General features: G+C 66.3%; 27 protein-coding genes. 17 read left to right on the plus strand and 10 right to left on the minus strand.

Going from position 1 to position 24,572, the window contains the following annotated elements:
- The first annotated feature begins 11 nt into the window (after positions 1–11).
- From AACH40_RS09755 to AACH40_RS09790, 8 genes are all read left to right on the plus strand, one after another.
- A complete protein-coding gene (locus AACH40_RS09755; RefSeq protein ID WP_338642253.1) occupies positions 12–596 on the plus strand; it encodes a DUF2059 domain-containing protein in 585 nt (194 codons plus the stop codon).
- A gap of 664 nt (positions 597–1,260) precedes the next feature.
- Positions 1,261–1,698: a ribose 5-phosphate isomerase B gene (gene rpiB, locus AACH40_RS09760; protein ID WP_338642254.1), complete on the plus strand. Its 438-nt coding sequence runs from the start codon at positions 1,261–1,263 to the stop codon at positions 1,696–1,698.
- 17 nt (positions 1,699–1,715) lie between these two features.
- Positions 1,716–3,020, plus strand: coding sequence for a serine hydroxymethyltransferase (gene glyA, locus AACH40_RS09765; RefSeq protein WP_169492875.1), 1,305 nt, complete (start codon positions 1,716–1,718; stop codon positions 3,018–3,020).
- Between the two features lie 4 nt (positions 3,021–3,024).
- Entirely contained in the window at positions 3,025–3,231 is a 207-nt protein-coding gene (locus tag AACH40_RS09770) for a hypothetical protein (protein WP_169492876.1), read from the plus strand.
- A gap of 9 nt (positions 3,232–3,240) precedes the next feature.
- Positions 3,241–3,708, plus strand: a complete 468-nt coding sequence (gene nrdR / locus AACH40_RS09775) for a transcriptional regulator NrdR (protein ID WP_169492877.1) — start codon at positions 3,241–3,243, stop codon at positions 3,706–3,708.
- Complete coding sequence (locus tag AACH40_RS09780) at positions 3,705–4,460, plus strand: RNA methyltransferase (RefSeq protein ID WP_338642255.1); 756 nt, start codon at positions 3,705–3,707, stop codon at positions 4,458–4,460. The genes nrdR and AACH40_RS09780 overlap by 4 nt, the downstream gene beginning before the upstream one ends.
- A 195-nt stretch (positions 4,461–4,655) precedes the next feature.
- Positions 4,656–5,270: a 30S ribosomal protein S4 gene (rpsD, locus tag AACH40_RS09785; protein WP_169492879.1), complete on the plus strand. Its 615-nt coding sequence runs from the start codon at positions 4,656–4,658 to the stop codon at positions 5,268–5,270.
- 152 nt (positions 5,271–5,422) lie between these two features.
- Positions 5,423–5,620 (plus strand): hypothetical protein, encoded by a 198-nt coding sequence (locus AACH40_RS09790; protein ID WP_169492880.1) that lies wholly within the window; start codon positions 5,423–5,425, stop codon positions 5,618–5,620.
- Between the two features lie 201 nt (positions 5,621–5,821).
- Here the strand turns inward: AACH40_RS09790 and AACH40_RS09795 are convergent, their stop codons facing one another.
- The 3 genes from AACH40_RS09795 to tgt form a co-directional block, all read right to left on the minus strand.
- Entirely contained in the window at positions 5,822–6,454 is a 633-nt protein-coding gene (locus tag AACH40_RS09795) for a hypothetical protein (protein ID WP_338642256.1), read from the minus strand.
- A gap of 27 nt (positions 6,455–6,481) precedes the next feature.
- A complete protein-coding gene (locus AACH40_RS09800; protein ID WP_338642257.1) occupies positions 6,482–8,482 on the minus strand; it encodes an alpha/beta hydrolase family protein in 2,001 nt (666 codons plus the stop codon).
- Between the two features lie 79 nt (positions 8,483–8,561).
- On the minus strand, positions 8,562–9,689 hold the full coding sequence (gene tgt, locus AACH40_RS09805; RefSeq protein WP_338642258.1) for a tRNA guanosine(34) transglycosylase Tgt: 1,128 nt from the start codon (positions 9,687–9,689) through the stop codon (positions 8,562–8,564).
- A gap of 59 nt (positions 9,690–9,748) precedes the next feature.
- Between tgt and AACH40_RS09810 the strand changes: the two genes are divergently transcribed.
- The 3 genes from AACH40_RS09810 to AACH40_RS09820 all read left to right on the plus strand — a co-directional run bounded on the left by AACH40_RS09810 (position 9,749) and on the right by AACH40_RS09820 (position 12,768).
- Positions 9,749–10,516, plus strand: a complete 768-nt coding sequence (locus tag AACH40_RS09810) for a TSUP family transporter (protein WP_338642259.1) — start codon at positions 9,749–9,751, stop codon at positions 10,514–10,516.
- 135 nt (positions 10,517–10,651) lie between these two features.
- Positions 10,652–11,737, plus strand: coding sequence for a GNAT family N-acetyltransferase (locus AACH40_RS09815; protein WP_338642260.1), 1,086 nt, complete (start codon positions 10,652–10,654; stop codon positions 11,735–11,737).
- Positions 11,734–12,768: a hypothetical protein gene (locus AACH40_RS09820; protein WP_338642261.1), complete on the plus strand. Its 1,035-nt coding sequence runs from the start codon at positions 11,734–11,736 to the stop codon at positions 12,766–12,768. Before AACH40_RS09815 ends, AACH40_RS09820 begins: the two co-directional genes overlap by 4 nt.
- On the opposite strand, the gene queA is transcribed toward AACH40_RS09820, so the two are convergent.
- The 5 genes from queA to AACH40_RS09845 form a co-directional block, all read right to left on the minus strand.
- Complete coding sequence (gene queA / locus AACH40_RS09825) at positions 12,738–13,766, minus strand: tRNA preQ1(34) S-adenosylmethionine ribosyltransferase-isomerase QueA (RefSeq protein WP_338642262.1); 1,029 nt, start codon at positions 13,764–13,766, stop codon at positions 12,738–12,740. The genes AACH40_RS09820 and queA overlap by 31 nt on opposite strands.
- Before the next feature lie 332 nt (positions 13,767–14,098).
- Entirely contained in the window at positions 14,099–14,806 is a 708-nt protein-coding gene (locus tag AACH40_RS09830; protein ID WP_338642263.1) for a peptidylprolyl isomerase, read from the minus strand.
- Between the two features lie 125 nt (positions 14,807–14,931).
- Positions 14,932–15,444, minus strand: coding sequence for a pantetheine-phosphate adenylyltransferase (gene coaD / locus AACH40_RS09835; RefSeq protein WP_169492888.1), 513 nt, complete (start codon positions 15,442–15,444; stop codon positions 14,932–14,934).
- A complete protein-coding gene (locus AACH40_RS09840) occupies positions 15,445–16,350 on the minus strand; it encodes a polyprenyl synthetase family protein (protein ID WP_169492889.1) in 906 nt (301 codons plus the stop codon).
- Complete coding sequence (locus AACH40_RS09845; RefSeq protein WP_206069475.1) at positions 16,347–16,598, minus strand: exodeoxyribonuclease VII small subunit; 252 nt, start codon at positions 16,596–16,598, stop codon at positions 16,347–16,349. The genes AACH40_RS09840 and AACH40_RS09845 overlap by 4 nt, the downstream gene beginning before the upstream one ends.
- Positions 16,599–16,686: 88 nt before the next feature.
- On the opposite strand from AACH40_RS09845, the gene AACH40_RS09850 reads away from it, so the two are divergent.
- Genes AACH40_RS09850 through AACH40_RS09865 form a run of 4 tightly spaced genes read left to right on the plus strand, consistent with a single transcriptional unit; the run spans position 16,687 to position 21,082 of the window.
- On the plus strand, positions 16,687–17,340 hold the full coding sequence (locus tag AACH40_RS09850; RefSeq protein ID WP_338642264.1) for a hypothetical protein: 654 nt from the start codon (positions 16,687–16,689) through the stop codon (positions 17,338–17,340).
- Positions 17,337–18,146 (plus strand): enoyl-CoA hydratase/isomerase family protein, encoded by an 810-nt coding sequence (locus AACH40_RS09855; RefSeq protein ID WP_338642265.1) that lies wholly within the window; start codon positions 17,337–17,339, stop codon positions 18,144–18,146. Before AACH40_RS09850 ends, AACH40_RS09855 begins: the two co-directional genes overlap by 4 nt.
- 33 nt (positions 18,147–18,179) lie before the next feature.
- Positions 18,180–20,339, plus strand: a complete 2,160-nt coding sequence (gene purL, locus AACH40_RS09860; protein WP_338642266.1) for a phosphoribosylformylglycinamidine synthase subunit PurL — start codon at positions 18,180–18,182, stop codon at positions 20,337–20,339.
- The gene (locus AACH40_RS09865) at positions 20,336–21,082 is read left to right on the plus strand and encodes a DUF72 domain-containing protein (protein ID WP_338642267.1); all 747 of its coding nucleotides are present in this window, start codon (positions 20,336–20,338) and stop codon (positions 21,080–21,082) included. Before purL ends, AACH40_RS09865 begins: the two co-directional genes overlap by 4 nt.
- Here AACH40_RS09865 and AACH40_RS09870 read toward each other — a convergent pair.
- Positions 21,079–21,882: a Coq4 family protein gene (locus AACH40_RS09870; RefSeq protein WP_169493269.1), complete on the minus strand. Its 804-nt coding sequence runs from the start codon at positions 21,880–21,882 to the stop codon at positions 21,079–21,081. The genes AACH40_RS09865 and AACH40_RS09870 overlap by 4 nt on opposite strands.
- 140 nt (positions 21,883–22,022) lie before the next feature.
- Here AACH40_RS09870 and AACH40_RS09875 point away from each other — a divergent pair, with 140 nt between their 5' ends.
- The gene (locus AACH40_RS09875; RefSeq protein WP_338642268.1) at positions 22,023–22,607 is read left to right on the plus strand and encodes a hypothetical protein; all 585 of its coding nucleotides are present in this window, start codon (positions 22,023–22,025) and stop codon (positions 22,605–22,607) included.
- Here AACH40_RS09875 and serB read toward each other — a convergent pair whose 3' ends face one another.
- Positions 22,608–23,492, minus strand: a complete 885-nt coding sequence (gene serB, locus AACH40_RS09880) for a phosphoserine phosphatase SerB (RefSeq protein ID WP_338642269.1) — start codon at positions 23,490–23,492, stop codon at positions 22,608–22,610. It lies immediately after the preceding gene.
- Here serB and miaA point away from each other — a divergent pair.
- On the plus strand, positions 23,485–24,474 hold the full coding sequence (gene miaA / locus AACH40_RS09885; RefSeq protein ID WP_338642270.1) for a tRNA (adenosine(37)-N6)-dimethylallyltransferase MiaA: 990 nt from the start codon (positions 23,485–23,487) through the stop codon (positions 24,472–24,474). The genes serB and miaA overlap by 8 nt on opposite strands.
- Positions 24,475–24,572: the final 98 nt, after the last annotated feature.

The raw sequence follows: 24,572 nt of genomic DNA on the forward strand, positions 1-24,572 counted from the left end.
AGGGCCGCCCGATGTTGCTCATGATGTCGGCGGCCCTTGCCGCCCTCGCGCCGGCTGCGGCCACTGCGGCCCAGCCCGCGCCGGCCACCCCCGCCACGGGCGCGCTCGATGCCAGGGCGCTGGCCACCGCGCGCGAAATCATCCGCGTCGGTTTTCCCGAAGACAAGCGGATCGAGATGTTTTCCGGTGTGGTCGATACCATGACCGGCCAGATGCGCTCGGCGATGATGCCCTCGCTCAACAACGATCCCGTCGCCAAGGGCATGGTCGAACGCAAGCTCGACAGCTTCATTCCTCAAGGCAAGGCGGTGATGGTCCAGCACATCCCCGCGTTCATGGACGCCTATGCGCAAGGGTACGCCCGCGAATTCAGCCAAGCCGAACTCGACCAGATCCTCGTCTTCGCCAAAACGCCGGTCGGCCAGCATTACTTCCTGCGCAGCAGCGCGATCATCGCCGATCCCGCCTTTGCGGAGGTCAACAAGGCCTACCTGCGCGAACTCCAGCCGCTGGTCGAAAAGATGCAGCGCGAACTGGTCGCCGAGCTTACCGCCTACTTCATGAAGCATCCTCCCAAGCCGGCCGGGTCGTCCTGATCGGACAAGCGGCGCGGCTCTTCCACGGAACGGGCCATGCCCAAGACGAGCCGAGGAACGGCCCATGGCGCCACCCGTTGATGGGTCAGAGCGTATGGAAAGCATCATGGTCGGTCCGTCCGGGACGACCGGGAAAGGCCTCGACGGGATCGTCGGGGCCTTTTTCGTATGGGCCCAACAAGGGCCAAGGATGAAATGAGGCCATCACCCCATCGTCACCCGGACTTGATCCGGGATCCCCCTCCCCTCTTTACCCTCTTCCCGCCAAGTTGACACGCCATATTGCATACGCAACCTTGCCTGCCCGCCGGCAACCGCCGCCCGCCGTCTGTCCTACAGTCGCCAATGCCGGTAAAGCTAACCGCCCCCGCTCCTTGAAAGCTCGGTAAATCAGCACCTTGCCCCGTAGCCTCCCAGCCCGCCGAGCCTGCAGGGCTCCGCACACCCTCAGCCCCCGCCCGCTTGCGCATTCTCCCCTTGTAGTCTGTCAACTTCGTCAACTTGGGTCTCGTAAAGCCCCCTCGGCAGGGACTTCGCGCACAGCGACATTCCCTCCGGTGCAGCGCCGGGGCACGGGCCCTTTTCGGGTGGCGCTTGGCCCCAAGCAGGCCTAAGGGGGGCCGCGATTCCTCCGTCAACTTTGCCAAGGGCCAGACCGCACCCCATGCGCATCGCCATTGCTTCCGACCACGCCGCCGTCGATCTGAAGGCCGCCTTGCGCGAATACCTGATCGGCCTCGGCCACCAAGTCGCCGACCTCGGCCCCGAAACGGCCGACCGTGTCGATTATCCCGACTATGGCTACAAGCTGGCCTCGGTGGTGGAAGAAGGCATCGTCGATCGCGGCGTCGCACTCTGCGGTTCTGGAATCGGCATCTCGATCGCGGTCAACCGCAACCCGGCCTGCCGCTGTGCGCTCGTCTCCGAGCCGCTTTCGGCTGCCCTCGCCCGCGAACACAACGATGCCAACGTCATCGCGATGGGCGCGCGCCTGACCGGCGAGGACATGGCCAAGGCCTGCCTCGACGCCTTCCTTTCGACCGATTTCGGCGGAGGCCGCCACGCCGGCCGCGTCGAAAAGCTTTCCAACCCTTCGTTCTGACACAGGAGACCGGACCCATGGCCTCTACCGCTCCCGACATCCGCAAGCCCGGCTTCTTCACCGAGCACCTCGCGTCCGCCGACGCCGAAGTCTTCGCCGCGATCGAAGGCGAACTGAAGCGCCAGCAGAACAAGATCGAGCTGATCGCGTCCGAGAACATCACCTCGCTCGCCGTGCTCGAAGCGACCGGTTCGGTCTTCACCAACAAGTATGCCGAAGGCTATCCCGGCAAGCGCTACTACGGCGGCTGCGAATATGCCGACGTGGTCGAAAACCTCGCCATCGAGCGCGCCAAGAAGCTGTTCGGCTGCAACTTCGCCAACGTCCAGCCCAACTCGGGCAGCCAGATGAACCAGGCGGTGTTCCTCGCCCTGCTTCAGCCCGGCGACACCTTCATGGGTCTCGACCTCAACTCGGGCGGCCACCTCACCCACGGCAGCCCCGTGAACATGAGCGGCAAGTGGTTCCACCCCGTGCCCTACGGCGTGCGCGAGGACGACCACCTCATCGACATGGACGAGGTTGCCCGCATCGCCCGCGAAGCCAAGCCCAAGCTGATCATCGCCGGCGGCACCGCCTATTCGCGCGTTTGGGACTTCCAGCGCTTCCGCGAAATCGCCGATGAAGTCGGCGCGTGGCTGCTGGTCGACATGTCGCACTTCTCGGGCCTCGTTGCCGGTGGCGCGCACCCCTCGCCCTTCCCGCACGCCCACGTCGTCACCACAACCACGCACAAGAGCTTGCGCGGGCCGCGCTCGGGCGTGATCCTGACCAACGACGAGGATCTCGCCAAGAAGTTCAACACCGCGGTCTTCCCCGGCCTGCAGGGCGGCCCGCTGGTCCACGTTATCGCGGCCAAGGCAGTGGCCTTCGGCGAAGCGCTGCGGCCTGAATTCAAGGCTTATGCCGCGCAGATCGTCGCCAACGCCCGCGCCCTTGCCGCCTCGCTGGTCGATGCCGGGCTCGGCGTCGTTTCGGGCGGCACCGACAACCACCTGATGCTGGTCGACCTCACCGCCAAGGACGTCACCGGCAAGGCGGCGGAAAAGGGCCTCGATCGCGCCTGGCTCACCTGCAACAAGAACGGCATCCCGTTCGACAAGCGCTCGCCCTTCGTCACCTCGGGCATTCGCCTCGGCACGCCGGCGGGCACCACCCGCGGTTTCCGCGAGGATGAGTTCCGCACCATCGGCAAGCTGATTGCCGAAGTCGTGGACGGCATGGCCCGCAACGGCGATGATGGGGATGGCCAGGTCGAGCAGCGCGTGCGCGATCAGGTCGAGGCGCTGTGCGCCCGCTTCCCGATCTACCCGGAGCTTTGACCCGATGAGCAGCAACGACGATCTCGCCACCCGCGCCAAGACCGAAATCTCGGGCATGGCCCGGCAAGGCATGGACCACCCTTCGACCAAGCCCGTGCTGGTTGGCGCCGGCATCGGCGCGGTGGCGGGCGCGTTGCTGCCGGTCGTTTCGCTTCCGGCCGGCCTGCTGATCGGCGCCGGCATCGCGTTCTGGCAGCGGATCAAGAACTGACCCACACGCATGCGTTGCCCGTTCTGTGCCCATGACAACAGCCAGGTGAAGGATAGCCGGCCGAGCGAGGACAATACCTCGATCCGCCGGCGCCGTCAGTGCGAAGGGTGCGGCGCGCGCTTCACCACGTTCGAACGCGTGCAGCTGCGCGAGGTCACCGTGGTCAAGAGCAACGACCGCCGCGAACCCTTCGACCGCGCCAAGATCGAACAGTCGGTCGCGCTCGCCAGCCGCAAGCGGCCGGTGGCGCAGGAACGGCTTGACCAGCTCGTCTCGGGCATCCAGCGCCAGATCGAGACGCTGGGCGAAAACGAGGTCAGCTCGCGCGAGATCGGCGAGATGGTCATGGAAGGCCTGCGCCAGCTGGACAGCGTCGCCTACATCCGCTTCGCCAGCGTCTATCGCGACTTTTCGGAAGCGCGCGATTTCGAGGAATTCGCCAGCAGCGTCGCCGAAATGAGCCGCCGCGGCCAATGACTTCCGAAGCCGAAACCCGCAAACCGGTGATCGTGCTGGTGCGCCCGCAACTGGGCGAGAACATCGGCAAGGCCGCGCGCGCCATGCTCAACTTCGGGCTGGACGAAATGCGCCTCGTCGCCCCGCGCGATGGCTGGCCCAACCCCTCGGCCGGCCCCGCCGCCTCGGGCGCGGACGTGGTGCTGGAAAAGGCGCAGGTCTTCGACACGCTGGCCGAAGCGGTGGCCGACTGCTCGCACGTCTATGCCACCACCGTGCGCAAGCGGGGCGTGACCAAGCCGGTGCTGACGCCCGAACAGGCGGCGAAGGACATCGTCGTCGCGTCCGGCCGCAGCGCGCTGGTGTTCGGGCCCGAACGCTCGGGGCTCGAGACCGACGACGTGGCGCTGGCCCGCGCCATCGTCACCGCGCCGATCAATCCCGAATTCGGCTCGCTCAACCTGGCGCAGGCGGTGATCCTGTGCGCCTATGAATATTCCAAGCACCTTGATCTGGTGCAGCCGACGGTCGAGGATATCCTGCCCCCTGCCCCGCAGGAGGAGTTCGAGGGCATGTTCGAACAGCTGTGCGACATGCTGGAGCCGCGCGGCTATTTCGAACCGGCGATCCGCGCGGCGGTCACCCGCCGCACGCTGCGCACGCTGCTGACCAAGGCCGGCTGGAACCATCTGGAAGTGCGCACCTTCCGTGGCGTGCTGTCGATCCTGCGCCGCCGTCCCGGCCCGAAAGAGGAAGGCGACGCTTCGGCTTGACTCGTGCGGCCAAGCCTGTAAGGGCCGCGCTTCACTTGGACCCGACGGAAGCCTCTTTCGTCGAATTCGTCCTATTGGCCCCGCATTTCCGGTGAAGCGGCGGCCGCATCCGGCAACAGGCCGGATGGTGCGCTCCGGAAGCGAACCCGTCCGTGGCAATCCTGCCGCGGGCAAGCAGATTGGAAAGGAAAGCGCATGTCCAAGCGTCATGCTTCTAAGCACAAGATCGACCGCCGCCTTGGCGAAAACATCTGGGGTCGTCCCAAGTCGTCGGTGAACCGCCGCTCGTACGGCCCGGGCCAGCATGGCCAGCGCCGCAAGAGCAAGGTCTCTGACTTCGGCATCCAGCTGCGCGCCAAGCAGAAGCTCAAGGGCTATTACGGCGACGTCACCGAAAAGCAGTTCAAGCGCACCTATCAGGAAGCGGCGAGCATGAAGGGTGACACCGGCCAGAACCTGATCGGCCTGCTCGAACAGCGCCTCGACATGGTCGTGTACCGCGCCAAGTTCGCTCCGACGGTGTTCTCGGCCCGCCAGATCGTTTCGCACGGCCACATCTTCGTCAACGGCGTGAAGTGCAACATCGCTTCGCGTCGCGTCCGCCCCGGCGACGTGATCAGCCTCGGCAAGAAGGCCAAGGAAATGGCCCTGATCGCCGAAGCGCTGACCCTGCCCGAGCGCGAAGTGCCCGACTACGTTGCCCAGGACGGCACCGACAAGGTGACCTTCGTCCGCGTTCCGACGCTCGATGAAGTGCCCTATCCGGTTAAGATGGAACCGAACCTGGTCGTCGAGTTCTACTCGCGCTGATCGGGATCGCTCCAGCACTGGAACGCGGCAAGAAGGCGGGACGGATGTCCCGCCTTTTTCCGTTTGGAAAGAATGTTTTGCTGCACCTTCGTGCTGCACTTTTTCCGCGGCAGGCAGCGGAACCGCAGGCCCCTTCGAACGATTGATGGGGCATGAACACGCTCTATCGTTTCGTGACCGCTCACCGCACCGGCAAATGGTATCAGGACCTGCGCACCGCGCAGGAACAGGCCTACGCCATCGGCGCCGGCTTCCTCGAACCGCGATCGGGCGAGTTCTACCAGTACCCTGGCACCCGCCTCGAAACGCAGGTGCTGGAGCCGGTGGAGCCGCAGGTCATCGCGGCTTGACGGTACACGCCTTGTCAGCAAACATCGTCAATGGCGGGTTATTTATCGTCTCGACGAAAGGCCCTGTAATTGAGGATCACGGCCAGTCCAGCTTCCCCGAGCGGAACTAGCGAACCATCCGCTCGTCGTGGTTGCTCGACAAGCGAACCTTTCGTGTGAGGAAGCCATGGCAAGCGAGCTTCTAGCTTAAAAGCTATCGGGTCATTTTGTTTTTCCTACCAGAACGCGCTTTATCGCGTAACCTCTTCCGAATGTGGATCTGAGGTCGTTAGGATTTATTTCTTCGACCGAACCGGGATCGCCGGTATCCCCGAACCGAACCAGCATCGGCCATCCACTAGCGCCAGCAAGAGCGTCCGTGCGCCAGCGGGGGACCGTGAATATCCCGCTTGACGTTCTAACCCGCTCCATCCAGATGTCGAACGCGGTAGACGAGCTCCATTTGCCCTTGCCAGTGCGCGCTTCTACTTCCGCCTTGGTTGGGTAAGGGATCTGCAACGCGTAAAGATTTTCGGGCAGTTCCGGCGATCCGTGAGTTCGCAGCAAGGCAAACAGCGTCTCACCGTTGGGCAGATCGATCGCAGCCGCTTCGCCGGTTACCCGCGTGGCGATTCCGCCGCCCCCTCCGCCTGAGATGCTATACGGCCCGCCCGCCGTCGTCTGCACCTCGATCACGCTCGATCCGCGCCGCAGGCCCTGCGGTGTTTCCACCTCCACCGTCACGCGGTAGCGATAGGCGGGATAAGTCTTGCCGAACACACCCCCGCAGGCGGTGGCGAGCAAGGCAGCCGCCAGGATGACCCAGCGCCAGCGTTGCCGGACTGTCATCCTCATCGGGTTAGCCCTGCTCGCCCAGCGACCCTAGAGCCCCAGTGCCTTGCGGAACAGCGCATCGCTTTCCGACAGGAGTTGCGTGCGCGCCGCGGCGTTGACCAGGCTGTGGGAAAGGCCCGGGAATTCGACCAGCGACACGTCCCTGCCCGCCGCCTTGAGCCGGTCCGCCATCAGGCGCGACTGGCCGATGTCGACATTGCTGTCGAACGTGCCGTGATACAGCCGCACCGGCACCGTAATCGCGGCGGCATTTTCGCTCGGCGAACCGGCCTTCACGTGGTCCCCCGTGCCGATCATCTTGTCGACGATGCCGTAATCGCTCCAGTAGAGCCGGTCGGCGCGCAACTTGTTGAGATCGGTCACGGGCGCCACCGCCACGATTGCCTTGAACAGCCCCGGATCGAGCACGCCCGATTGCAGCGCGGCATAGCCGCCATAGGACCAACCGAAGATTGCGAGCTTGCCCTTGCCGGCGATGCCCTGCGCTTCGAGCCAGCGTCCGGCGTCGTCGATATCGCCGATTGCGGTGCGCCAGGACTTGAAGCCGTTTTCCTTGTACCAGTCGTTGCCATACCCGGCGGACCCGCGATAATTCGGCTGAAGCACGGCATAGCCGCGCGCGGCAAAGAACTGCACCAGCCAGTCGAAACCCCATTCATCGCGCGAGGCGGGGCCACCGTGCGGCATGACGATCGCGGGCAGGTTCCTGCCGTTCGAGCCCACCGGCAGCGTGAGGTAAGCCGGGATCATCGTACCGTCTGCAGCCGGGAAGCTGACCGCCTTCATTTCGGCCAGTTTCACCGGCGCGAGCTGCGGGCGCAGCGACAGCACCTCCTCCAGCTTCGAGGTGGCCTTGTCGAACAGGTAGAACGTGCCCGCGTCGCTATCGCGCCCTGCAAACATCAGCAGGCGCGATTCATCGGCGCTGGCATCGAGGATGCTGATCTGTGGCTTCGTCGGCAGCGCCTGGCTCAGCGCGCCGGCCAGCGAACGCAGCGCCGGATCGAAGTATTCGACCAGCCGGCGATCGGTGGCGTAGCTTGTGCCCACGACGCGGCGGTTGCGGCCGATCGTGATGAGCTCGTCGACATCGACATCGGGCCGCGACAGCACCAGCTCGCGCGTCAGCGAACCGTCGAGCCGGATGCGGTACAGCGCCTTGCGCCCGCCAGCATCGTCGAAACCATAGACGACGTCCTGCGCGGAATCGACCGCAACCGGCTCGAACCCTCGCACGTGGCCGCCGTCGCTGTAATCGATCTTGCCCAGATCGTGCCAGCCGCCATCGCCCTTCAAGCGATAGGAATAGCTGACGACTCCGCTCTGGTAGCCGTAACCGGTGCGTGGGGACGTGCCGACGATACGGATCTTGCCGTGCCCGTCGGTGAAGAAATCGGTAGCGTCCTTGCGCGGCTGTTCGACCGGATGGCGCTGCAGGCTGACGACGTCGACTTCCTCGACCCCCAAGCCCGACAGCGACGAGGCGAGATGGGTGTTGAGATCGGATTCGGGCACATAGTCGCGCAGCATCAGCACCGTCCCGGGCTTGGTCCCGTTCCAGTCGATCACGCTGCCGCCGAACAGCGCGGGACGCAGCGAGCGGCTGTTGGTCTGGCGCGTCAGCACCTTCATGTCGCTGCCATCGGCGTTCAGCGTCAGCTGGCGGCTGGCGGTCATCACGTCGCCCGCGCTTCGGGTGGACAGTACGATCGTGCAGATCAGGCGCGTGTCGGTCGGCCAGCTGCAATCGACCAGCTTCGTCCCGCTGGCATTGCTGGTCAACACCGCCTTGGGCGTGCCGCCGGCCACCATGTCGGCCACGAACACCACTTCGCCGCCGCCGCCGTTGGGCGCGACGTAGGCAATGTGCCGGCCGTCGGGCGAAAGGCTCATCGAGGCGACCGCCTCCAGCGCGCCGAAGCGCGCGGCAAGTTCGTCGGTCGGAACAGTGTCGGCAAGCGCCGGCTGCACAAGGCAAGCCAGCGAAGAAACTGCAGCAAGAAACGCGAAACGCGATGTAACGGTCATGAAGCCCCCCATTGGAGCGGGGAGACTAGCGGCGCTTGTCGGATAGGCCTGATACTTTGTCGTCCGATCCGAACTCGGTTCATCGCTTCTCGAAGTAGTCGCGCCGGAAATCGCGCGCGAAGGCCTCGAACCGCTGGTCTGCAATCGCGGCGCGCATGGCGGCCATCAATTGCTGGTAGAACCAGATGTTGTGTTCGGTAAGCAGGATCGCCCCCAACATTTCGCCAGTCTTGTGCAGATGATGCAGGTAGGCGCGGCTGTACTTGGCGCAAGTGGGACAGGCGCAGCGTTCGTCGACGGGGCCGGTATCCTCGGCATGGCGGGCATTGCGCATGTTGAGCGGGCCGTTCCACGTGAAGGCCTGGCCGTTGCGGCCCGAACGCGTGGGCAGAACGCAATCGAACATGTCGACCCCACGCTCCACCGCGCCGACGAGATCGTCGGGCTTGCCCACGCCCATCAGGTAGCGGGGGCGGTCAGCGGGAAGCTGGCCGGGCGCGAATTCGAGCGTTTCGAACATTGCCTGCTGGCCTTCCCCCACGGCGAGGCCGCCGATGGCATAGCCGTCGAAGCCGATGTCGATCAGCGCATCGGCGCTCGCCTTGCGCAAGCCTTCATCCAGCGCACCCTGCTGGATGCCGAACAGCGCGGCGCGGCCCGCGTGCTCCTCGCCGGCATCGAATGCATCGCGGCTGCGGCGGGCCCAGCGCATCGACATTTCCATCGAGCGGGCGATCACGTCGCGCGGCTGGTCGATCTTGGGGCATTCGTCGAAGCACATGACGATGTCGCTGCCGAGCAGGCGCTGGATCTCCATCGAGCGTTCGGGGCTGAGCATGTGGCGCGAACCGTCGATATGGCTGGCGAAGGTGACGCCTTCCTCGGTGATCTTGCGCAGCTCGGACAGGCTCATCACCTGGTAGCCGCCGCTGTCGGTCAGGATCGGGCGGTCCCAGCCCATGAACTTGTGCAGGCCGCCAAGCCGCGCCACGCGTTCGGCGCCGGGGCGCAGCATCAGGTGGTAGGTGTTGCCGAGGATGATGTCGGCGCCGGCGGCGCGCACCTCTTCCACCTTCATCGCCTTGACCGTGGCGGCGGTGCCGACGGGCATGAAGGCGGGCGTGCGGATTTCGCCGCGCTGCATCTGGATGACGCCGGTGCGGGCCTTGCCGTCGGTGGCGTGGATCTGGAAGGAAAAACGCGTCATCGGGAATACTGACCAAAAAGAAGATTGCGGCCCTTAGGCGCAATCGCCATGGCGCGCAAATGCTCGAACCGGCGCATCTCGACCTGTGGCTCTATCCCGTGCTGACGCTGGTGGCGGTGTTCACCGGCTTCATCGATGCGGTGGCGGGCGGTGGCGGCCTGGTGATGATGCCGGTGCTGCTGTCGACGCCCCTGCCCCCGCACGTTGTGCTTGGCACCAACAAGGTGCAGTCTATGTGCGGCACGGCGATGGCCACGTGGCGCTATTGGCGCGCGGGCCTGTTCAGCTTCCGCGCCAGCGCCCCGACCGCGCTGGTGGTATTCGTGGGCGCGCTGATCGGCTCGCTCGCGATCCAGCGGCTCAGCACCGACGTGCTCAAGCTGGTGGTGCCGGTGCTGCTGATCGCGGTGGCGCTCTATACCGTGCTGTCGCCCAGCATGACCGATGACGACCGCCATGCGCGGCTGGGTGAAAAGGGCTACATGCCGGTGGGTGCGGGCGTTGCCTTCTACGACGGGTTCTTCGGCCCCGGCGCAGGCCAGTTCTTCACCACCACGCTGGTGGCGCTGCGGGGTCTGGGCCTGACGCGCGCAACGGGGCTGACCAAGTACCTCAACGTCACCAGCAACATCGCCAGCGTGATCGTGTTCACCATCGGCGGGCAGGCGATGTGGATCCTGGGGCTGTGCATGGGCGCAGGCGCGATGACCGGCGCGGTGATCGGCAGCCACTTCGCCACCCGTCACGGCGCCAAGGTGATCCGCCCGCTGCTGGTGGTGGTAAGCATCGGGCTGACCGCGCGCCTGATCTGGGGCTGGTTTTCCTGATACCACCAGGAAGCGGCGCGGGCCGATCTCACCCGCTGCGCACCGGCCGCGACATCACCGAAACGTCAATTGACACTGCGGAAGCGGCTGCCCCATCGCGCAAGGCATCGAACCGGGACGGTGGGCAGTTTCGCAGTGAAGGTAGCAGTGTATCGGGATCCGGCCGACCTGGCCGGATTGCGCGACGAATGGGCCGCACTTCATCGCCGCAGCGGCGATGGCTCGGCATCGACGGGCCCCGATTACTGCATGGTCGCCCTGACGCACGCCCTGCCCCGCCATGCGGCGCCGTTCGTGATCGCGGCGTGGTCCGATACCGATGGCAGGCTTACCGGGATCTGGCCGATGTGGCTGACGCCGGAGGGCGGACGCAGCGTCGGCCATCATGTCGGCATCGGCTCGCACGAGGAAAATTCCGAGCCACTGGCAAGCGACGCGGCGAGCATGGCGGCCATGCTGAAGAGCGCCGAAGACGCCTGCGACGTGCTGATCGTCAACAACGTCAGGCCCGAAGGCTTGCTCTTCGCCGCGATCCGGGGCCGCAAGCCCTGGCGCATCCACAAATCGCGCATCCGATCGCCGATCACGCGCTGCGCGGGCGCCGGTTCGTGGGATGCCTGGCTGGCGGGGCGGTCGCGCAAGTTCCGGCAGGACATCCGCAGCGAAGGCCGCAGGCTCGCCCGGCTGGGCGACCTTCGCATCGGCCGCGTAGAAGGTGCGGAGATCGCCCCCTTTGTCGACTGGCTGTTCGACCAGAAGACCGCGTGGCTGGCGGCATGGTCCGACCAGGCATCCTGGCTGCACGCCCCGGAATGCCGCGCCTTCGTCAAGGCCGCACTGGCGGACGAGGCGACCCGCCTTGTCGGCCATGGCATATGGCTCGACGGGCGGTTGGTCGCCGCCGCGCTGTGCCTGAAGTCCGCCGTGCATGAATACATGGTCACGGTTTACGATCCGGCCTTTGCCGCGTGTTCGCCCGGCCACCAGATCACCGGGCATTGCGTGGCAGAGGCGATCGCCGAAGGCTGCGACTTCGATTTCCGCATCACGCACGATAGCTACAAGCTGCGCTGGATCGACGATTTCGACCTGCGCTATTCGCTGACCCTTGCCAACACCCTGCGCGGCGTGCCCGCGCTTGTCCCGCTTCACATCCGGACCGCGCGCAAGACGCTTACGCGATGGCGCGATGGCTTGCGTCGCAAACGGGTCGCCGGATGATCCCGGACAGGTCCAATGCGCCCGTCTTCGTGGGGGAGGATGTCCGCCTGGGCGCGATCACGCCCGAAGAATGGGACCGGACCATCCAGCGCGCCGGCGCCAGCTTCATCCTGGCGCACAAACGGCTGACGCTGTGGCGCCGGGCGCAAGTGCTGAAAGGCAGCAAGGTCAGGATACTGCGACTGTTGGCCGACGGCGCGATTGCGGGGATCTGCATCGTTCGCAGCCGCAACGGCATCAACACCGTGCGCGAACGGCTCCACCTGTTCCCCGAATACGACGTCCACTGGGCGCAAGCTTTGCAGGCCGTGCTGCGCCATGTCGGCACGGGGTTCTATCGCTATGGCCCCGCCGATTCGATTTCCCCGCCGCGCAGCGCCGAACTGCTCCAGCTTGCCGGCGTGCAGATCACCGACGTAAAGCCCTACACGGTCCACGCGGTGGATTTCGGCCGCTATGCCGGGTGGGAGGATTACGAGCGCGGCCTGAAGCCCGGCATCCGCAATGAATGCCGCCGGGCGGAAAGCCGCCACGGCCTGCATCTGGCATCGCATTCGGGCCGTGCCATCTGGCCGCAGATCGGCGGGTTCGCCCGCGATCTGCATCGCCAGCCCCACCGCAAGGGCGGTCGCCGCGCCGAACTGCGACAGGTGATCAGCATTGCCCTTTCCACGGCAACCCTGCGCGGCGAAGCGACCATGTTCGCGGCGGTTTCGGACGGAAGGGCGCTGGCGCGGCAGTACTATGTGGATTTCGGGAAGGATCGCTACTACACCGCCGGGGCCGCCGCGCGGCTGCAGCCAAGCCCGGCGTGGTGGCTGACGATCAGGGCCTTGCGTGAAGCCTACAAACGCAATCCCGGCGGCCGGGTCATCCTCGGTTCGTTCTACCCGCATCTCCACGATGGCAGCGGCGATGGCCTGCTCGATTTCCGCCGACGCTGCGGCGCGACGTCGTTTGATAGCGATATGTTCGAATTCCGCTACGAGGCCGAAGCCGCTCAGGGAATAAGCAGCGACGAATCCCCGTAGCTGTAGAAGCGGTAGCCGCTGGCGATGGCATGGGCATAGGCCGCCATCATACGGTCGCGGCCCATCAGCGCGCTGACCAGCATCATCAGAGTCGACTTGGGCAGGTGGAAGTTGGTCATCAGCCCGTCGACCGCGCGGAAGGTGTAGCCCGGCGTGATGAAGATCGCGGTGTCGCCCTCGAACGGACGGATGATCCTGTCCTCGCCCGCCGCGCTTTCCAGCAGACGCAGGCTGGTGGTGCCAACCGCGATCACGCGATGCCCGGCGGCGCGCGCGGCGTTGAGCCGGTCGCAGGTGGCGGCATCGATCGTGCCCCATTCGGCGTGCATTGCGTGGTCGTCGGTATCCTCGGCCTTCACCGGCAGGAACGTGCCCGCGCCCACGTGCAGCGTCAGCGTCTCGGTACGCACGCCGGCGTCGGCCAGCGCGGCCATGAGTTCGGGGGTAAAGTGCAAGGCCGCCGTCGGCGCGGCAACGGCGCCGTCCTTGGCCGCGAACATCGTCTGGTAGTCGGCGCGGTCCTGTTCGTCGGTCGGCCGCTTGCCGGCGATATAGGGGGGCAGCGGCATCCGCCCGGCGCGTTCGAGCAGCACTTCGACCGGCTCTTCGCCCGGGAAGAACAGCGTCCAGCTGCCATCGGCGTGGCGCGCTTCGGCGTGGCCCGTCACGCCCGCCCCGAACGCGATCTCGTCGCCTTCGCGCAGGCGCTTGGCGTTGCGCACGAACGCCTGCCAGCGGCGCAGGTCCACGCGCTTATGCAGCGTCGCGCCGATCCGCGCCTCGCCCCGCTGGCCTTCGAGCTGGGCGGGGATGACGCGCGTGTCGTTGAACACCAGCACGTCGCCCGCGCGCAGCAGGACCGGCAGATCGCGCACGATGTGATCGGTGAACGGCCCTTCCGCATTCACCCGCAGCAGTCGCGCGGAATCACGCGGACGCGCCGGGCGCAGGGCAATGTTTTCGGGCGGAAGGTCGAAATCGAACAGGTCAACACGCATGGGAGGGGCCCCTAGGCGGCGTGGACAAATTCCGCAACGCCACGGTCACCCTGGTGAAGGCCCCGGCTAGGAGCGAGGCCGCAGGTGGAGTGGGCCTCCATCAAGGCTGAGCGACGCCGCCGGGGCCTTCACCAGGGTGACCCCTTTGGGGCTGGTCCAAAAAGCGCCATCGCAGCGTCAGCTCGGCTCACAATATTCCCGATATTGCTCCGCCTCACCTCCTCACGCTGGCGCTTTTTGCCTCCAGCCGTGGCGCTGCGGAATTCGTCCACGCCGCCTAGCGCGGATGGCCGATCAATTCGAGCCTGTCCGTCCGGCCGTTGCGAAAGCCGTCAGTTCGACTTGGAATTGCGCAGCATGTCCGCGGTGATCGCGGGCGCTGCGGCGGGGGCGGCGGGCATCGCCTGCGGCTTGTTGTCCGAAGCGAGCGAGGCCTGGAGGATGCGCGTGGGGTTGGCGGGCGGCTCGCCGCGCTGGATCGCGTCGACCACGTCCATGCCCGCGATCACCCGACCGAACGCGGTGTATTTGTGATCGAGCCCCATGCGCGGATAGAACACGATGAAGAACTGGCTGTTGGCCGAATTCGGATCATCGGTGCGCGCCATCGAGACGGTGCCGCGCACGTGCGGCGCATCGTTGAACTCCGCAGTAAGGTCCGGCAGCTTCGAACCGCCCTGGCCGGTTCCCGTCGGGTCGCCGGTCTGCGCCATGAAGCCGTCGATCACGCGGTGGAAGATGATCCCGTTGTAGAAGCCCTGCCCCACCAGCTCCTTGATCCGCTCGACGTGGTGCGGCGCCCACTGCGGCATCAGGCGGATGGCGACGCGCCCGCCGTTCGACAGGTCGAGCAGCAGGATGTTCTCGCGGTCGTGGCTCTGGTCGACGTCCACCGCGTAAGGGAACGACTTCGAGGATTCGACGCGCTGGACGTCGAACGGACGGACTTCGGCCTTTTCCTTCTGTGCCAGCGCCGGGCCCGCGATCATCGCGGAAAGGGCGGCGGCAAGGGCGAACGAGCCGGAGACACGAAACTTCATGCGGTTATCACCTTCGAGGCACGCGGCGGAGGCACCGGGACGGCCCTGCCCTGTTCGCTGTGCCGATAGAATGCGCGCGCTGACGCTGCAATGAACGATTGCACGCCAGACATGCACGTTTGGCCTCAATAATCGCCCAGCCGTCCGACCTTTTCCACGCGGGCGATCACATCCTCGCGGATCGCCGGGGTCACAAACTGGCTGATATCGCCGCCGAACAGCGCGATTTCCTTGACCAGCTTCGACGCGATCGGCTGGAGCGAGACGTCGGCCATCAGGAACACCGTTTCGATTTCGGCATCGAGCTGCTGGTTCATGCCGGCCATCTGGTATTCGTACTCGAAGTCGGCCACCGCGCGCAGGCCGCGGATGATGACGCTGGCGCCCTGGGCGCGGGCGAACTTCATCAGCAGCGCGTTGAAGCCCACCACCTCGACATTGTCGATGCCCTGCTCGGCCAGCTCGCGCGTGACCATGGCCATGCGCTCGTCGGGCGTGAACATCGGGTTCTTCGACATGTTGGTGGTCACGCCGATGATCAGCTTGTCGACCAGCTTGGCGCCGCGACGGATGATGTCGAGGTGGCCGAGGGTGATCGGGTCAAACGTGCCGGGATAGACCCCGATCCTCTCTGCCATTCAACGATCCCTTTCGATGATGAAGCGCGCGATTTCGCGCAGCAGGTCGGCCTCCGGGCCGAAGTGGGACAAGTGCGCGATCGCCTGGTCGACCAGCATCCGCGCCTGTTCGCGCGCGCGCTCTGCGCCGAGCAGCGAAAGAAACGTCTCCTTGCCCGCCGCCGCGTCCTTGCGCAGCGCCTTGCCGGCGGCCTCCTCGTCGCCTTCGGCATCGAGCAGGTCGTCGGCGATCTGGAAGGCAAGGCCGATATCGCGGGCATAGCCGCGCAGGGGGGTGCGCCCTTCGACCGGCAGGCGGCCCAGGATCGCGCCCATCTCCACCGCCGCGCCCAACAGGGCGCCGGTCTTCAGCTGCTGCAGGCGGGTAACGGTCTGCAGGTCGAAGCTGCCCTTCTCCGCCTCGATGTCCATCATCTGCCCGCCGGCCATGCCGTCCATGCCGCTGGCCGTGGCGAGCGTGCGCACCAGTTCGATGCGCACGAACGGATCGCCGCTCATCGCCGGGTCAGACAGGACTTCGAAGGCAAAGGCGTGGAGCGCATCGCCCGCCAGCACGGCGGTCGCCTCGTCGAAGGCCTTGTGCACCGTGGGCTTGCCGTGGCGCATGGCATCGTCGTCCATGCACGGCAGGTCGTCATGGATCAGCGAATAGACGTGGATCGCCTCGATCGCGGTGCCGGCGCGAATGGCAGAGGTGCGGTCGGCACCGAACAGTCCCGCGGTGGCTGCCAGCAGCAGCGGGCGCATCCGCTTGCCCCCGCCGATCGCGGCATAGCGCATCGCCTCGACCAGGCGATCGCGCTGGTCACCGGCCAGGGGTAGCAGCGCATCGAAGCTCGCATCGATCTCACGCGCGATCTGGACGAGCGCGGGCTTCAGCAGACCCGTGGCGGAAATGGCGCTCATGCCGATGCTTCGTCGAACGGGCGCGTGCCCACCGGCTTGCCGTCGCGATCCGAGACGATCGCCTCGATCCGCGCCTGCGCCGCATCGAGCCGCTTCTGGCAATGGGCACGCAGCGCATCGCCCCGGGCATAGAGTTCGATCGATTCGTCGAGCGGCGCTTCGCCGCTTTCAAGCTTGCGCACGACGTCTTCGAGCGCCTTCAGCGCCTCTTCGAACGACAGCGCGGCGATATCAGGTAGGGTTCCCATCGATGCCAGCATTGACCCGGCGGCGGCGGCGGGTCAAGCTTGGCCGACAACGAAAAGGGCTGCGTGAACGGCCCGAGGGGACGAGGACATGTTCATCGGACACTGGAGCGCGGCGTTCGTCGCCGCGGCGCATAGCCGGGCGCCCCGGCTCGGCACGCTGGCGATCGGCGCGCAACTCGTCGACATCGCCTTCTTCGCCTTTGCCATGGTCGGCATCGAACATTTCCGCTTCGTTCCGGGCGCGACGGCGAGCAACTGGCTGATGCTGGATTCGGCGCCCTATACCCACAGCCTGCTGGGTGGCCTTGCCTTCGCGGCTGCGCTGGCGGTGCTGGTGTGGTTGGCCGATTGCGACCGGACCGCCGCGTTGATCGCCGCGCTGGTAGTGCTCTCGCACTGGCTGCTGGACTTCGTCGTCCATCGCCCGGACCTCACCCTTGCGGGCGCCCCGCCGATGCTCGGGCTCGGCCTGTGGAATGCGCCGCTGATCGAAAAGCCGCTCGAACTCGCGCTGACGTTCGGTGCACTTGCCTTCTACGTGAGCAAGCGGCGCCCGCGCCCGGTGCCGGTCGCGGTGCTCGCGGTCGTGCTGCTGGCGGTGCAGGCGATCGACTGGTTCGGCCCGCGCAGCACCGATGCCGGGCCATCCGCATCGCTCACCGCCATCGCCGCCTACCTCGTCATCGCCGCACTCTGTGCGTGGGTGGCACGAAGCGCCACCGTTTCCGGGGACCGTGCATGACCGACACTCCTTCCCCCGTCGCCACCCGCCGCCACGGCCGCGTGCTCGAAATCGTGCTGACCAATCCCCCGCGCGGCTACATGAACGCGCGCATGGCGGCCGATCTGCTCGACACCGTGCGCCGTGCACAAGAAGACGACAGCGTCGGCGCGCTGCTCGTCACCGGCGGGCTCGAAGGCGTGTTCATCCGCCACTACGACGTGGGCGAGATCGCCCAGCTTTCGACCGCATTGGCCGAAGGCAAGATCGGCCCCGAAAACTTCGATAAGGGCTCGAACGTCCTCGACCTGATCCAGGCGATGCTCGATTCGCCGGTCCCCACCGTGGCCGCGATCAACGGCATGTGCATGGGCGGCGGGTGCGAATTCGCCTTGAGCTTCGACATGCGCGTGGCGCAAAACGGCGATTATCGCATCGGCCTTCCCGAAACGCGGCTGGGGATCATTCCGGGGGTCGGCGGGCATTACCTGCTTGCCCGGCTGATCGGTGCGGCGCGGGCGACGGCCGCGGTGATGCGCGGCGCGGTGTTCGCCCCGCAGGAGGCGCACCGGCTGGGCATCATCGACGAGCTGGTGCCCGATGCGCGGGTGCGCGGCCTCGAACTGGCGCAGGAATACGCCGCGCGGCCGCGCATCGGCATCGCCGCGACGCGGCGGCTTGCCCGCATGATCGAAGCGGGCGCGCCGCAGCAGGAGGTGCTAGGGCAGACCGCGCGCGAATTTGCCGGAACGCTGATCGACAGCCCCGAAACCGACCGCCTGATCGCCCGCTTCCTGAATGAGGGAGAGGACATCCTCGCGGACTAGCCCTTGGGCGAGACTGGCGCTAAGGGGCGGCGCATGTCTCAGATCACGCCAGACGTCGTCGCCGCCCACGGGCTGTCCGAGGAAGAATACCAGCGCGTCCTGAACGCGCTCGGTCGCGAGCCGAACCTTGTCGAGCTCGGCATCTTTTCGGTGATGTGGTCGGAGCATTGCTCGTACAAGTCGAGCCGCATCCACTTGAAGAAGCTGCCGACCGAGGCCCCCTGGGTGATCTGCGGCCCCGGCGAGAACGCCGGCGTGATCGACATCGGCGATGGCCAGGCCGCCATCTTCAAGATGGAAAGCCACAACCACCCTTCGTACATCGAACCCTATCAGGGTGCGGCGACCGGCGTCGGCGGCATCCTGCGCGACGTGTTCACGATGGGCGCGCGCCCCGTCGCCAACATGAACGCGCTGCGCTTCGGCCGGCCCGATCATCCGAAGATGAAGCATCTGGTTCAGGGCGTGGTCGCGGGTATCGGCGGCTACGGCAACTGCGTCGGCGTGCCCACCGTCGGCGGCGAAACCAACTTCCACAAGGCTTATGACGGCAACATCCTGGTCAACGCGATGACTGTGGGCGTGGCCGATACGGACAAGATCTTCTATTCGGCGGCGACCGGCCTCGGCAATCCGATCGTCTACGTCGGCTCCAAGACCGGGCGCGACGGCATCCACGGCGCAACGATGGCCAGCGCCGACTTCGACGAGAAGAGCGAAGAAAAGCGCCCGACCGTGCAGGTGGGCGATCCCTTCACCGAAAAGCTGCTGATCGAGGCATGCCTCGAACTGATGGCCACCGACGCCATCGTCGCGATCCAGGACATGGGCGCGGCGGGCCTCACCTCCTCGTCGGTGGAAATGGCCACCAACGGCAAGGCTGGCATCATCCTCGACATGGACAAGGTGCCTTGCCGCGAAGAGGGCATGACTCCGTACGAGATGATGCTGTCGGAAAGCCAGGAGCGCATGCTCATGGTGCTCAAGCCCGGCAAGGAAGCCATGGCCGAAGCCATCTTCAGGAAGTGGGAGCTGGACTTTGCCGTGATCGGCGAAGTGACCGACACCGGCCACATGGTCCTGACCTTCCAGGGCGAGACGGTGTGCGACATCCCGCTTGGCCCCCTCGCCGAAGACGCGCCGCTGTACGACCGCCCGCACCTGTCGCTCGATGAATACAAGGCCTGGGCCAAGGTCGAACCGCTGGGTGATGTTCCCGCCAGCACCGATCTCGGCGCCGATCTCGTCAAGCTGATCGGCAGCGCGGACCTCGCCAACCGGCGCTGGATCTTCGAACAGTACGACAGCCAGGTGGGCGCGGATACGCTGCAGAAGTCGGGCGGCGACGCTGCGGTCGTGCGCGTTCACGGCACCGAAAAGGCGCTGGCGATCAGCACCGACTGCACCCCGCGCTATTGCTATGCCGACCCGTACGAAGGCGGCAAGCAGGCGGTGGCCGAAACCTTCCGCAACATCTGCGCGGTCGGCGCCACGCCGCTCGCCATCACCAACTGCCTGAACTTCGCCAACCCGCAGCGGCCCGAGATCATGGCCCAGATCGTCGAGGCGCTGAACGGCATGGGCGATGCCTGCCGCGCGCTCGACTATCCGATCGTGTCGGGCAACGTCTCGCTCTACAACGAATCGAAGGCGACCGGCGGCGGCTCGGCCATCCTGCCCACCCCCGCCATCGGCGGCGTCGGCCTGATGCTCGATCACGAAGTCATGACCACCGTCGCGTTCAAGAACGAAGGCGATGCGATCTGGCTGCTGGGTGGTGAAGGCACCCACCTTGGCCAGTCGCTGTGGCTGCGCGAAATCGCGGGCCGCGAAGCCGGCGATGCGCCGAAGGTCGATCTTGCCGCCGAACGCCGCAACGGCGAACAGGTCCGCGAATGGATCGCCGACGGCAAGCTTACCGCCGTGCACGATATCTCCGACGGCGGCCTGCTCGTCGCGCTCGCCGAAATGGCGCTTGCCGGAAACAAGGGCTGCACGCTCGACATCGCGCTCGATACGGCCAAGGCCTTTGGCGAGGACCAGTCGCGTTACATCGTCACCACCGCGGCGGACACCGTGCTGGACGGTGCCACGCGGATTGGCGCGGTCGGCGGGTCGCAGGTGGCGGGCGTTTCCGTTGCCGCCTTGCGCGAAGCCAACGAGGCCTTCTTCCGCGAGTGGATGGAAGCGTGAGTTCCGGGTCCATCCGCGTCGGCATCGGCGGGTGGACCTACGAACCCTGGCGCGGCGGGGCCTTCTACCCCGAGGGCCTGCCGCACAAGCGCGAGCTCGAATACGCCGCCGCGCACCTCACCTGCATCGAGATCAACGCAACCTACTACGGCCGCCAGAAGGCGCAGAGCTTCGCCACTTGGGCCGCCGCCGCGCCCGATGGTTTCCGCTTCAGCCTGAAGGCTTCGCGCTATTCCACGCAGCGCAAGGTGCTGGCGGACGGCGGCGATTCCATCGCCAAGTTCCTGGGACAGGGCTTTACCGAACTCGGGCCCAAGCTCGGCCCGATCCTGTGGCAGTTCCGCGACGGCAAGCGGTTCGAACGCGATGACTTCGCCCGCTTCCTCGACCTGATCCCCGATGCGCAGAACGGCGTGCCGCTGCGCCACGCGCTCGAAGTGCGCGACGAAAGCTTCCGCGATCCTGCTTTCCTCGACCTTGCCCGCGCGCGCAACATGGCAGTCGTCTTCGCCGACAGCGCGGAGTTTCCGCAGATCGACGAACAGACCGCCGACTTCACGTATGCCCGGTTGCAGCGATCGAGCGCCGACCAGCCGGCCGGCTACAGCGCCGCAGCGATAGCCGGATGGGGCACCCGCGCCCGCGCTTGGGCGCAGGGCGGACGCGATGTCTACATGCTGTTCATTTCCGGCGAGAAGCCGCGTAACCCGGCAGCCGCGCAGGCTCTGATCGCCGCGCTTTAGGCCGCCTTCTTCGCGTTCTGCCCCAGCAGATCATAGGGATCGACGCCCAAGGCCCGCCACGCATCGTGCGCCGCGTGATAATGCACCGGCCGCGTGATGTTCAGCTTCCGCCGCGCCTCTTCCAGCGGCATCGGCAGCAGGTCGAGGATCGACTGCTCGCACAGGCGCGGGCACGCCTTGCCCAGCTTCTGCCCCTCGCGCACCGCCTTCAGCACCGGCGCGTCGCTCTTGACCTGCTTCTTCATGTTGAGGCCGGCCATGTAGCCGATGAACAGGTGAGCCGGGCTCGGCTGCTGGCTGTAGGTGAAGGCGAGCACGCAGGCCTCGCCCAGCGCGTCGCGGCCATAGCCGGTCAGCACGTGGAGCAGATCGTGCACGTCGCGCATGCGGTTCAGGTACCAGATGAACTGGTCGTCGAACTTGGGCTTGTCTGCCGCGAACTTGTCGAACTCGTCGACCAGTCCTTGCGCGGTTAGCCCTTCGCGCTCCATGAAGTCGCAATAGGCGTGCGCGACCGAGCCCTCGGGCATCGCGCGCAGCCGCGGGTGATCGTCGAGGATCAGCGGCAGGCGCACTTCGCGGGCGCGCAGGGTCTGGCCCCGCTCGCTCTTCAGGAACGCCAGCGCCGTGGGCTTGAGATTGCGCCACGGCAGCGATTCGAAGATGTGGAACACCTCTTCGGTGTTTTCCTTGTTCTTCAGCAGCTCACGGAAATGACGCCACGCCTTCAGCGGGCGCAGCTTCAGTTCCGGGCGGCGCTCGTCATAGAGCGGCAGGTCGGCCTGCAACGGAGCGGTCATGGCGTTCACGTCGATTCTCCCGATACTCTGCAACCAAATACTAACATCACTGTAAATACAACGTCAATTCCCACCCCGGGCCAGCGCTTGCCAGCCGGCAAGACACGGTGCAGAATTTCGCCAAACGGGGGGGTGAGGACATGAAACGCACGTGGCCGTTGGCGCTCGGGTTGGCGCTGTCGCTGTCCGCGCTGGCAGCAGGCCTTGGCGTGGGCTCAACGCCGTACCTTGGCTGGCACCTTGCCGCCCGCTGGACAGCACGCGTCGGTTTTCCGATCTTCCTGACGACCTATCTCGCCTCGTCGCTCGTACGCCTGTCCCCTGCTGCATGGAGCCGGTCGCTCGTCCGGCAGAGGCGGTGGTGGGGCCTGGGCTTTGCCGCAAGCCACACCGTCCATCTTCTCGCGCTGATCATGGCTCTCCGGCTCGATCCCGCGCCGCGCCCACTGGCCTCACTGATCCCCGGCGGGATCGCCTACCTGTTCATACTGGCGATGGCGCTGACATCGAACGACGCCGCCATGCGCGCGCTGGGCCGGAACTGGAAGCGCCTTCACGCCACGGGCATCCACGTAATCTGGCTGATTTTCACCCTCGCCTATGCCAAGCGCATTCCGGTGCCGGAAACGCGCCAGGTCGGCCTTGTGATGACCATACTGGCGCTTGCCGCGTTGCTCGCTCGCGTGCTTGCACACCGCCGTCGCGGCGCGCAAGCTTTCGCCTGATCAGTCGAAGACCCAGTCCGAACGCGCGATGCCCAGCAGGTCGAGTATCGCGGTCAGGTCGCCACGGTCGATCCAGCCATCGGCGGCGGCGCGGGCCTTGGGCTTGGCGCGATAGGCCAGGCCGAAGCTTGCCGCCTCGATCATCGGGATGTCGTTGGCGCCATCGCCGGTCGCCAGGCTGACGACATCCGCGCCGAGCCGCTCGGTTTCTTCCAGCAGCACCTTCTTCTTGACCGAACTGTCGACGATCCCGCCGACAAGCCCCCCGGTCAGCACACCGTCGTGCAGGCCCAGCCGGTTGCCGACCACGCGATCGAACCCCAGCATCTCGGCCACCGGATCGGCGAAGGAATGGAAACCGCCCGTCACCAGCACGGTGTGGCAGCCGCGCGCCTTCAGCGTCGAAACCAGTGTGCGCGCGCCCGGCATCGGGCGGATGCGCTCGTCGAGGCACTGGCGGATCGCCGCCTCTGGCAAGTCTTTCAGCAGGCCGACGCGTTCGCGCAGCGCGCTTTCGAAATCGAGCTCGCCCTGCATCGCGCGCTCGGTGATCGCGGCGATGCGATCCTTCAAGCCCGCGAAATCGGCCAGCTCGTCGATGCATTCCTGCCCGATCATCGTCGAATCCATGTCCGAAACGAAGAGGTTCGGAACGCTGAACGGCTGGTTCGACAGCAGCAGGTCGCTGTCCGGGAAGCACTGATCGAGAATGGCGCGGACTTGCGCCGGATCGCCCTCGACCAGTTCCAGCTCGAGCACGTTGGTGCAGAATTCGAGCATGCCCGCCCCGGCCACGTCCCAGCCGCGCGCCTCGATCAGTTCCATGGCGAGCGCAAGATTGTCACCAAGCGTGTCAGGGTCTGCTATCAGCCGCGCGATGAGCACCGGAAGTTCCTTATCTAGAGAGTCAGGCAAGCCGCAGGACGCCAAGCCGAGGCTGGCGCTCATTGCAGGGCCGACCGCCAGCGGCAAGAGCGATCTCGCCGTCGCGCTGGCGCTGGCCGAGCGCGCGGAGGGGCGCGAAGCCGTCGTCATCAACGCCGACAGCGCGCAGGTCTATGCCGATCTCGCCGTGCTCAGCGCGCGCCCCTCGGAGGAAGAGATGCGCGGCGTGCCCCACCGCCTGTTCGGAACGTGGGACGGCGCGCACGCCTGCTCGGCCGCCGAATGGGCCGCCGCCGCGCGGGCAGAGATCGAGCGCGCCCAGGCGCATGGCGCGCTGCCGATCCTGGTCGGCGGCACCGGCCTCTATATCCGCACCCTGCTCGACGGGATCGCGCCGGTGCCGGAGATAGACCCAGCGATCCGCGCCGAAGTACGCGCCCTCACCGTCGCTGAAGCCTTCGATGCGCTGCGCCGCGAGGACCCGGATCGCGCCGCCACGCTCCATCCCAACGACACGACCCGTATCGCCCGCGCGCTCGAAGTCGTGCGCAGCACCGGGCGCTCGCTGGCTGACTGGCAGGCGGCGCGCGAGGGCGGCATCGGCGAGAGCGTTACCCTGCACCCGCTGATCCTGCTGCCCGAGCGCGACTGGCTCTATGCCCGCTGCGACCTGCGTTTTGCCCGCATGTGGGAAGGCGGCGCGCTGGGCGAAGTCGAAGCGCTGCTTGCGCGCGGACTCGACCCCGCCCTTCCCGTCATGCGCGCGATCGGCGTGCCCGAAATGGCCGCCTTCCTGCGCGGTGAAATCACCGAGGAAGAGGCGATTCGCGCCGGTCAGCAGGCGACGCGAAACTACGCCAAGCGGCAATATACCTGGTTGCGGCACCAGAATCCGGACCACTGGCCCCGGACGGCGTTCGAAAATTCCATTGACACCGCCCAAGCCGTAAGTTTATTGCGCAATCCAGTGATTGACAGATAGTTTTGTATCACTTAGCAAGCCGTCAATTGCCCGGCATCTTGTCGGGTGTCCCGAGGTGGGAGAGACGGCCCGGCGCAGGCAATGCGCCGGGCCGAAAT

This window comes from Novosphingobium olei (assembly GCF_037076535.1).
GTDB classification, from domain to species: Bacteria; Pseudomonadota; Alphaproteobacteria; order Sphingomonadales; family Sphingomonadaceae; genus Novosphingobium; species Novosphingobium olei.

Bases quoted from the DNA above. Each gene is read 5' to 3' on its own strand.
- AACH40_RS09755 (WP_338642253.1), top strand. From the start codon at position 12: ATGTTGCTCATGATGTCGGCGGCCCTTGCCGCCCTCGCGCCGGCTGCG.
- rpiB (WP_338642254.1), top strand. From the start codon at position 1,261: ATGCGCATCGCCATTGCTTCCGACCACGCCGCCGTCGATCTGAAGGCC.
- glyA (WP_169492875.1), top strand. From the start codon at position 1,716: ATGGCCTCTACCGCTCCCGACATCCGCAAGCCCGGCTTCTTCACCGAG.
- AACH40_RS09770 (WP_169492876.1), top strand. From the start codon at position 3,025: ATGAGCAGCAACGACGATCTCGCCACCCGCGCCAAGACCGAAATCTCG.
- nrdR (WP_169492877.1), top strand. From the start codon at position 3,241: ATGCGTTGCCCGTTCTGTGCCCATGACAACAGCCAGGTGAAGGATAGC.
- AACH40_RS09780 (WP_338642255.1), top strand. From the start codon at position 3,705: ATGACTTCCGAAGCCGAAACCCGCAAACCGGTGATCGTGCTGGTGCGC.
- rpsD (WP_169492879.1), top strand. From the start codon at position 4,656: ATGTCCAAGCGTCATGCTTCTAAGCACAAGATCGACCGCCGCCTTGGC.
- AACH40_RS09790 (WP_169492880.1), top strand. From the start codon at position 5,423: ATGAACACGCTCTATCGTTTCGTGACCGCTCACCGCACCGGCAAATGG.
- AACH40_RS09795 (WP_338642256.1), bottom strand. From the start codon at position 6,454: ATGAGGATGACAGTCCGGCAACGCTGGCGCTGGGTCATCCTGGCGGCT.
- AACH40_RS09800 (WP_338642257.1), bottom strand. From the start codon at position 8,482: ATGACCGTTACATCGCGTTTCGCGTTTCTTGCTGCAGTTTCTTCGCTG.
- tgt (WP_338642258.1), bottom strand. From the start codon at position 9,689: ATGACGCGTTTTTCCTTCCAGATCCACGCCACCGACGGCAAGGCCCGC.
- AACH40_RS09810 (WP_338642259.1), top strand. From the start codon at position 9,749: ATGCTCGAACCGGCGCATCTCGACCTGTGGCTCTATCCCGTGCTGACG.
- AACH40_RS09820 (WP_338642261.1), top strand. From the start codon at position 11,734: ATGATCCCGGACAGGTCCAATGCGCCCGTCTTCGTGGGGGAGGATGTC.
- queA (WP_338642262.1), bottom strand. From the start codon at position 13,766: ATGCGTGTTGACCTGTTCGATTTCGACCTTCCGCCCGAAAACATTGCC.
- AACH40_RS09830 (WP_338642263.1), bottom strand. From the start codon at position 14,806: ATGAAGTTTCGTGTCTCCGGCTCGTTCGCCCTTGCCGCCGCCCTTTCC.
- coaD (WP_169492888.1), bottom strand. From the start codon at position 15,444: ATGGCAGAGAGGATCGGGGTCTATCCCGGCACGTTTGACCCGATCACC.
- AACH40_RS09840 (WP_169492889.1), bottom strand. From the start codon at position 16,350: ATGAGCGCCATTTCCGCCACGGGTCTGCTGAAGCCCGCGCTCGTCCAG.
- AACH40_RS09845 (WP_206069475.1), bottom strand. From the start codon at position 16,598: ATGGGAACCCTACCTGATATCGCCGCGCTGTCGTTCGAAGAGGCGCTG.
- AACH40_RS09850 (WP_338642264.1), top strand. From the start codon at position 16,687: ATGTTCATCGGACACTGGAGCGCGGCGTTCGTCGCCGCGGCGCATAGC.
- AACH40_RS09855 (WP_338642265.1), top strand. From the start codon at position 17,337: ATGACCGACACTCCTTCCCCCGTCGCCACCCGCCGCCACGGCCGCGTG.
- purL (WP_338642266.1), top strand. From the start codon at position 18,180: ATGTCTCAGATCACGCCAGACGTCGTCGCCGCCCACGGGCTGTCCGAG.
- AACH40_RS09870 (WP_169493269.1), bottom strand. From the start codon at position 21,882: ATGACCGCTCCGTTGCAGGCCGACCTGCCGCTCTATGACGAGCGCCGC.
- AACH40_RS09875 (WP_338642268.1), top strand. From the start codon at position 22,023: ATGAAACGCACGTGGCCGTTGGCGCTCGGGTTGGCGCTGTCGCTGTCC.
- miaA (WP_338642270.1), top strand. From the start codon at position 23,485: ATGAGCACCGGAAGTTCCTTATCTAGAGAGTCAGGCAAGCCGCAGGAC.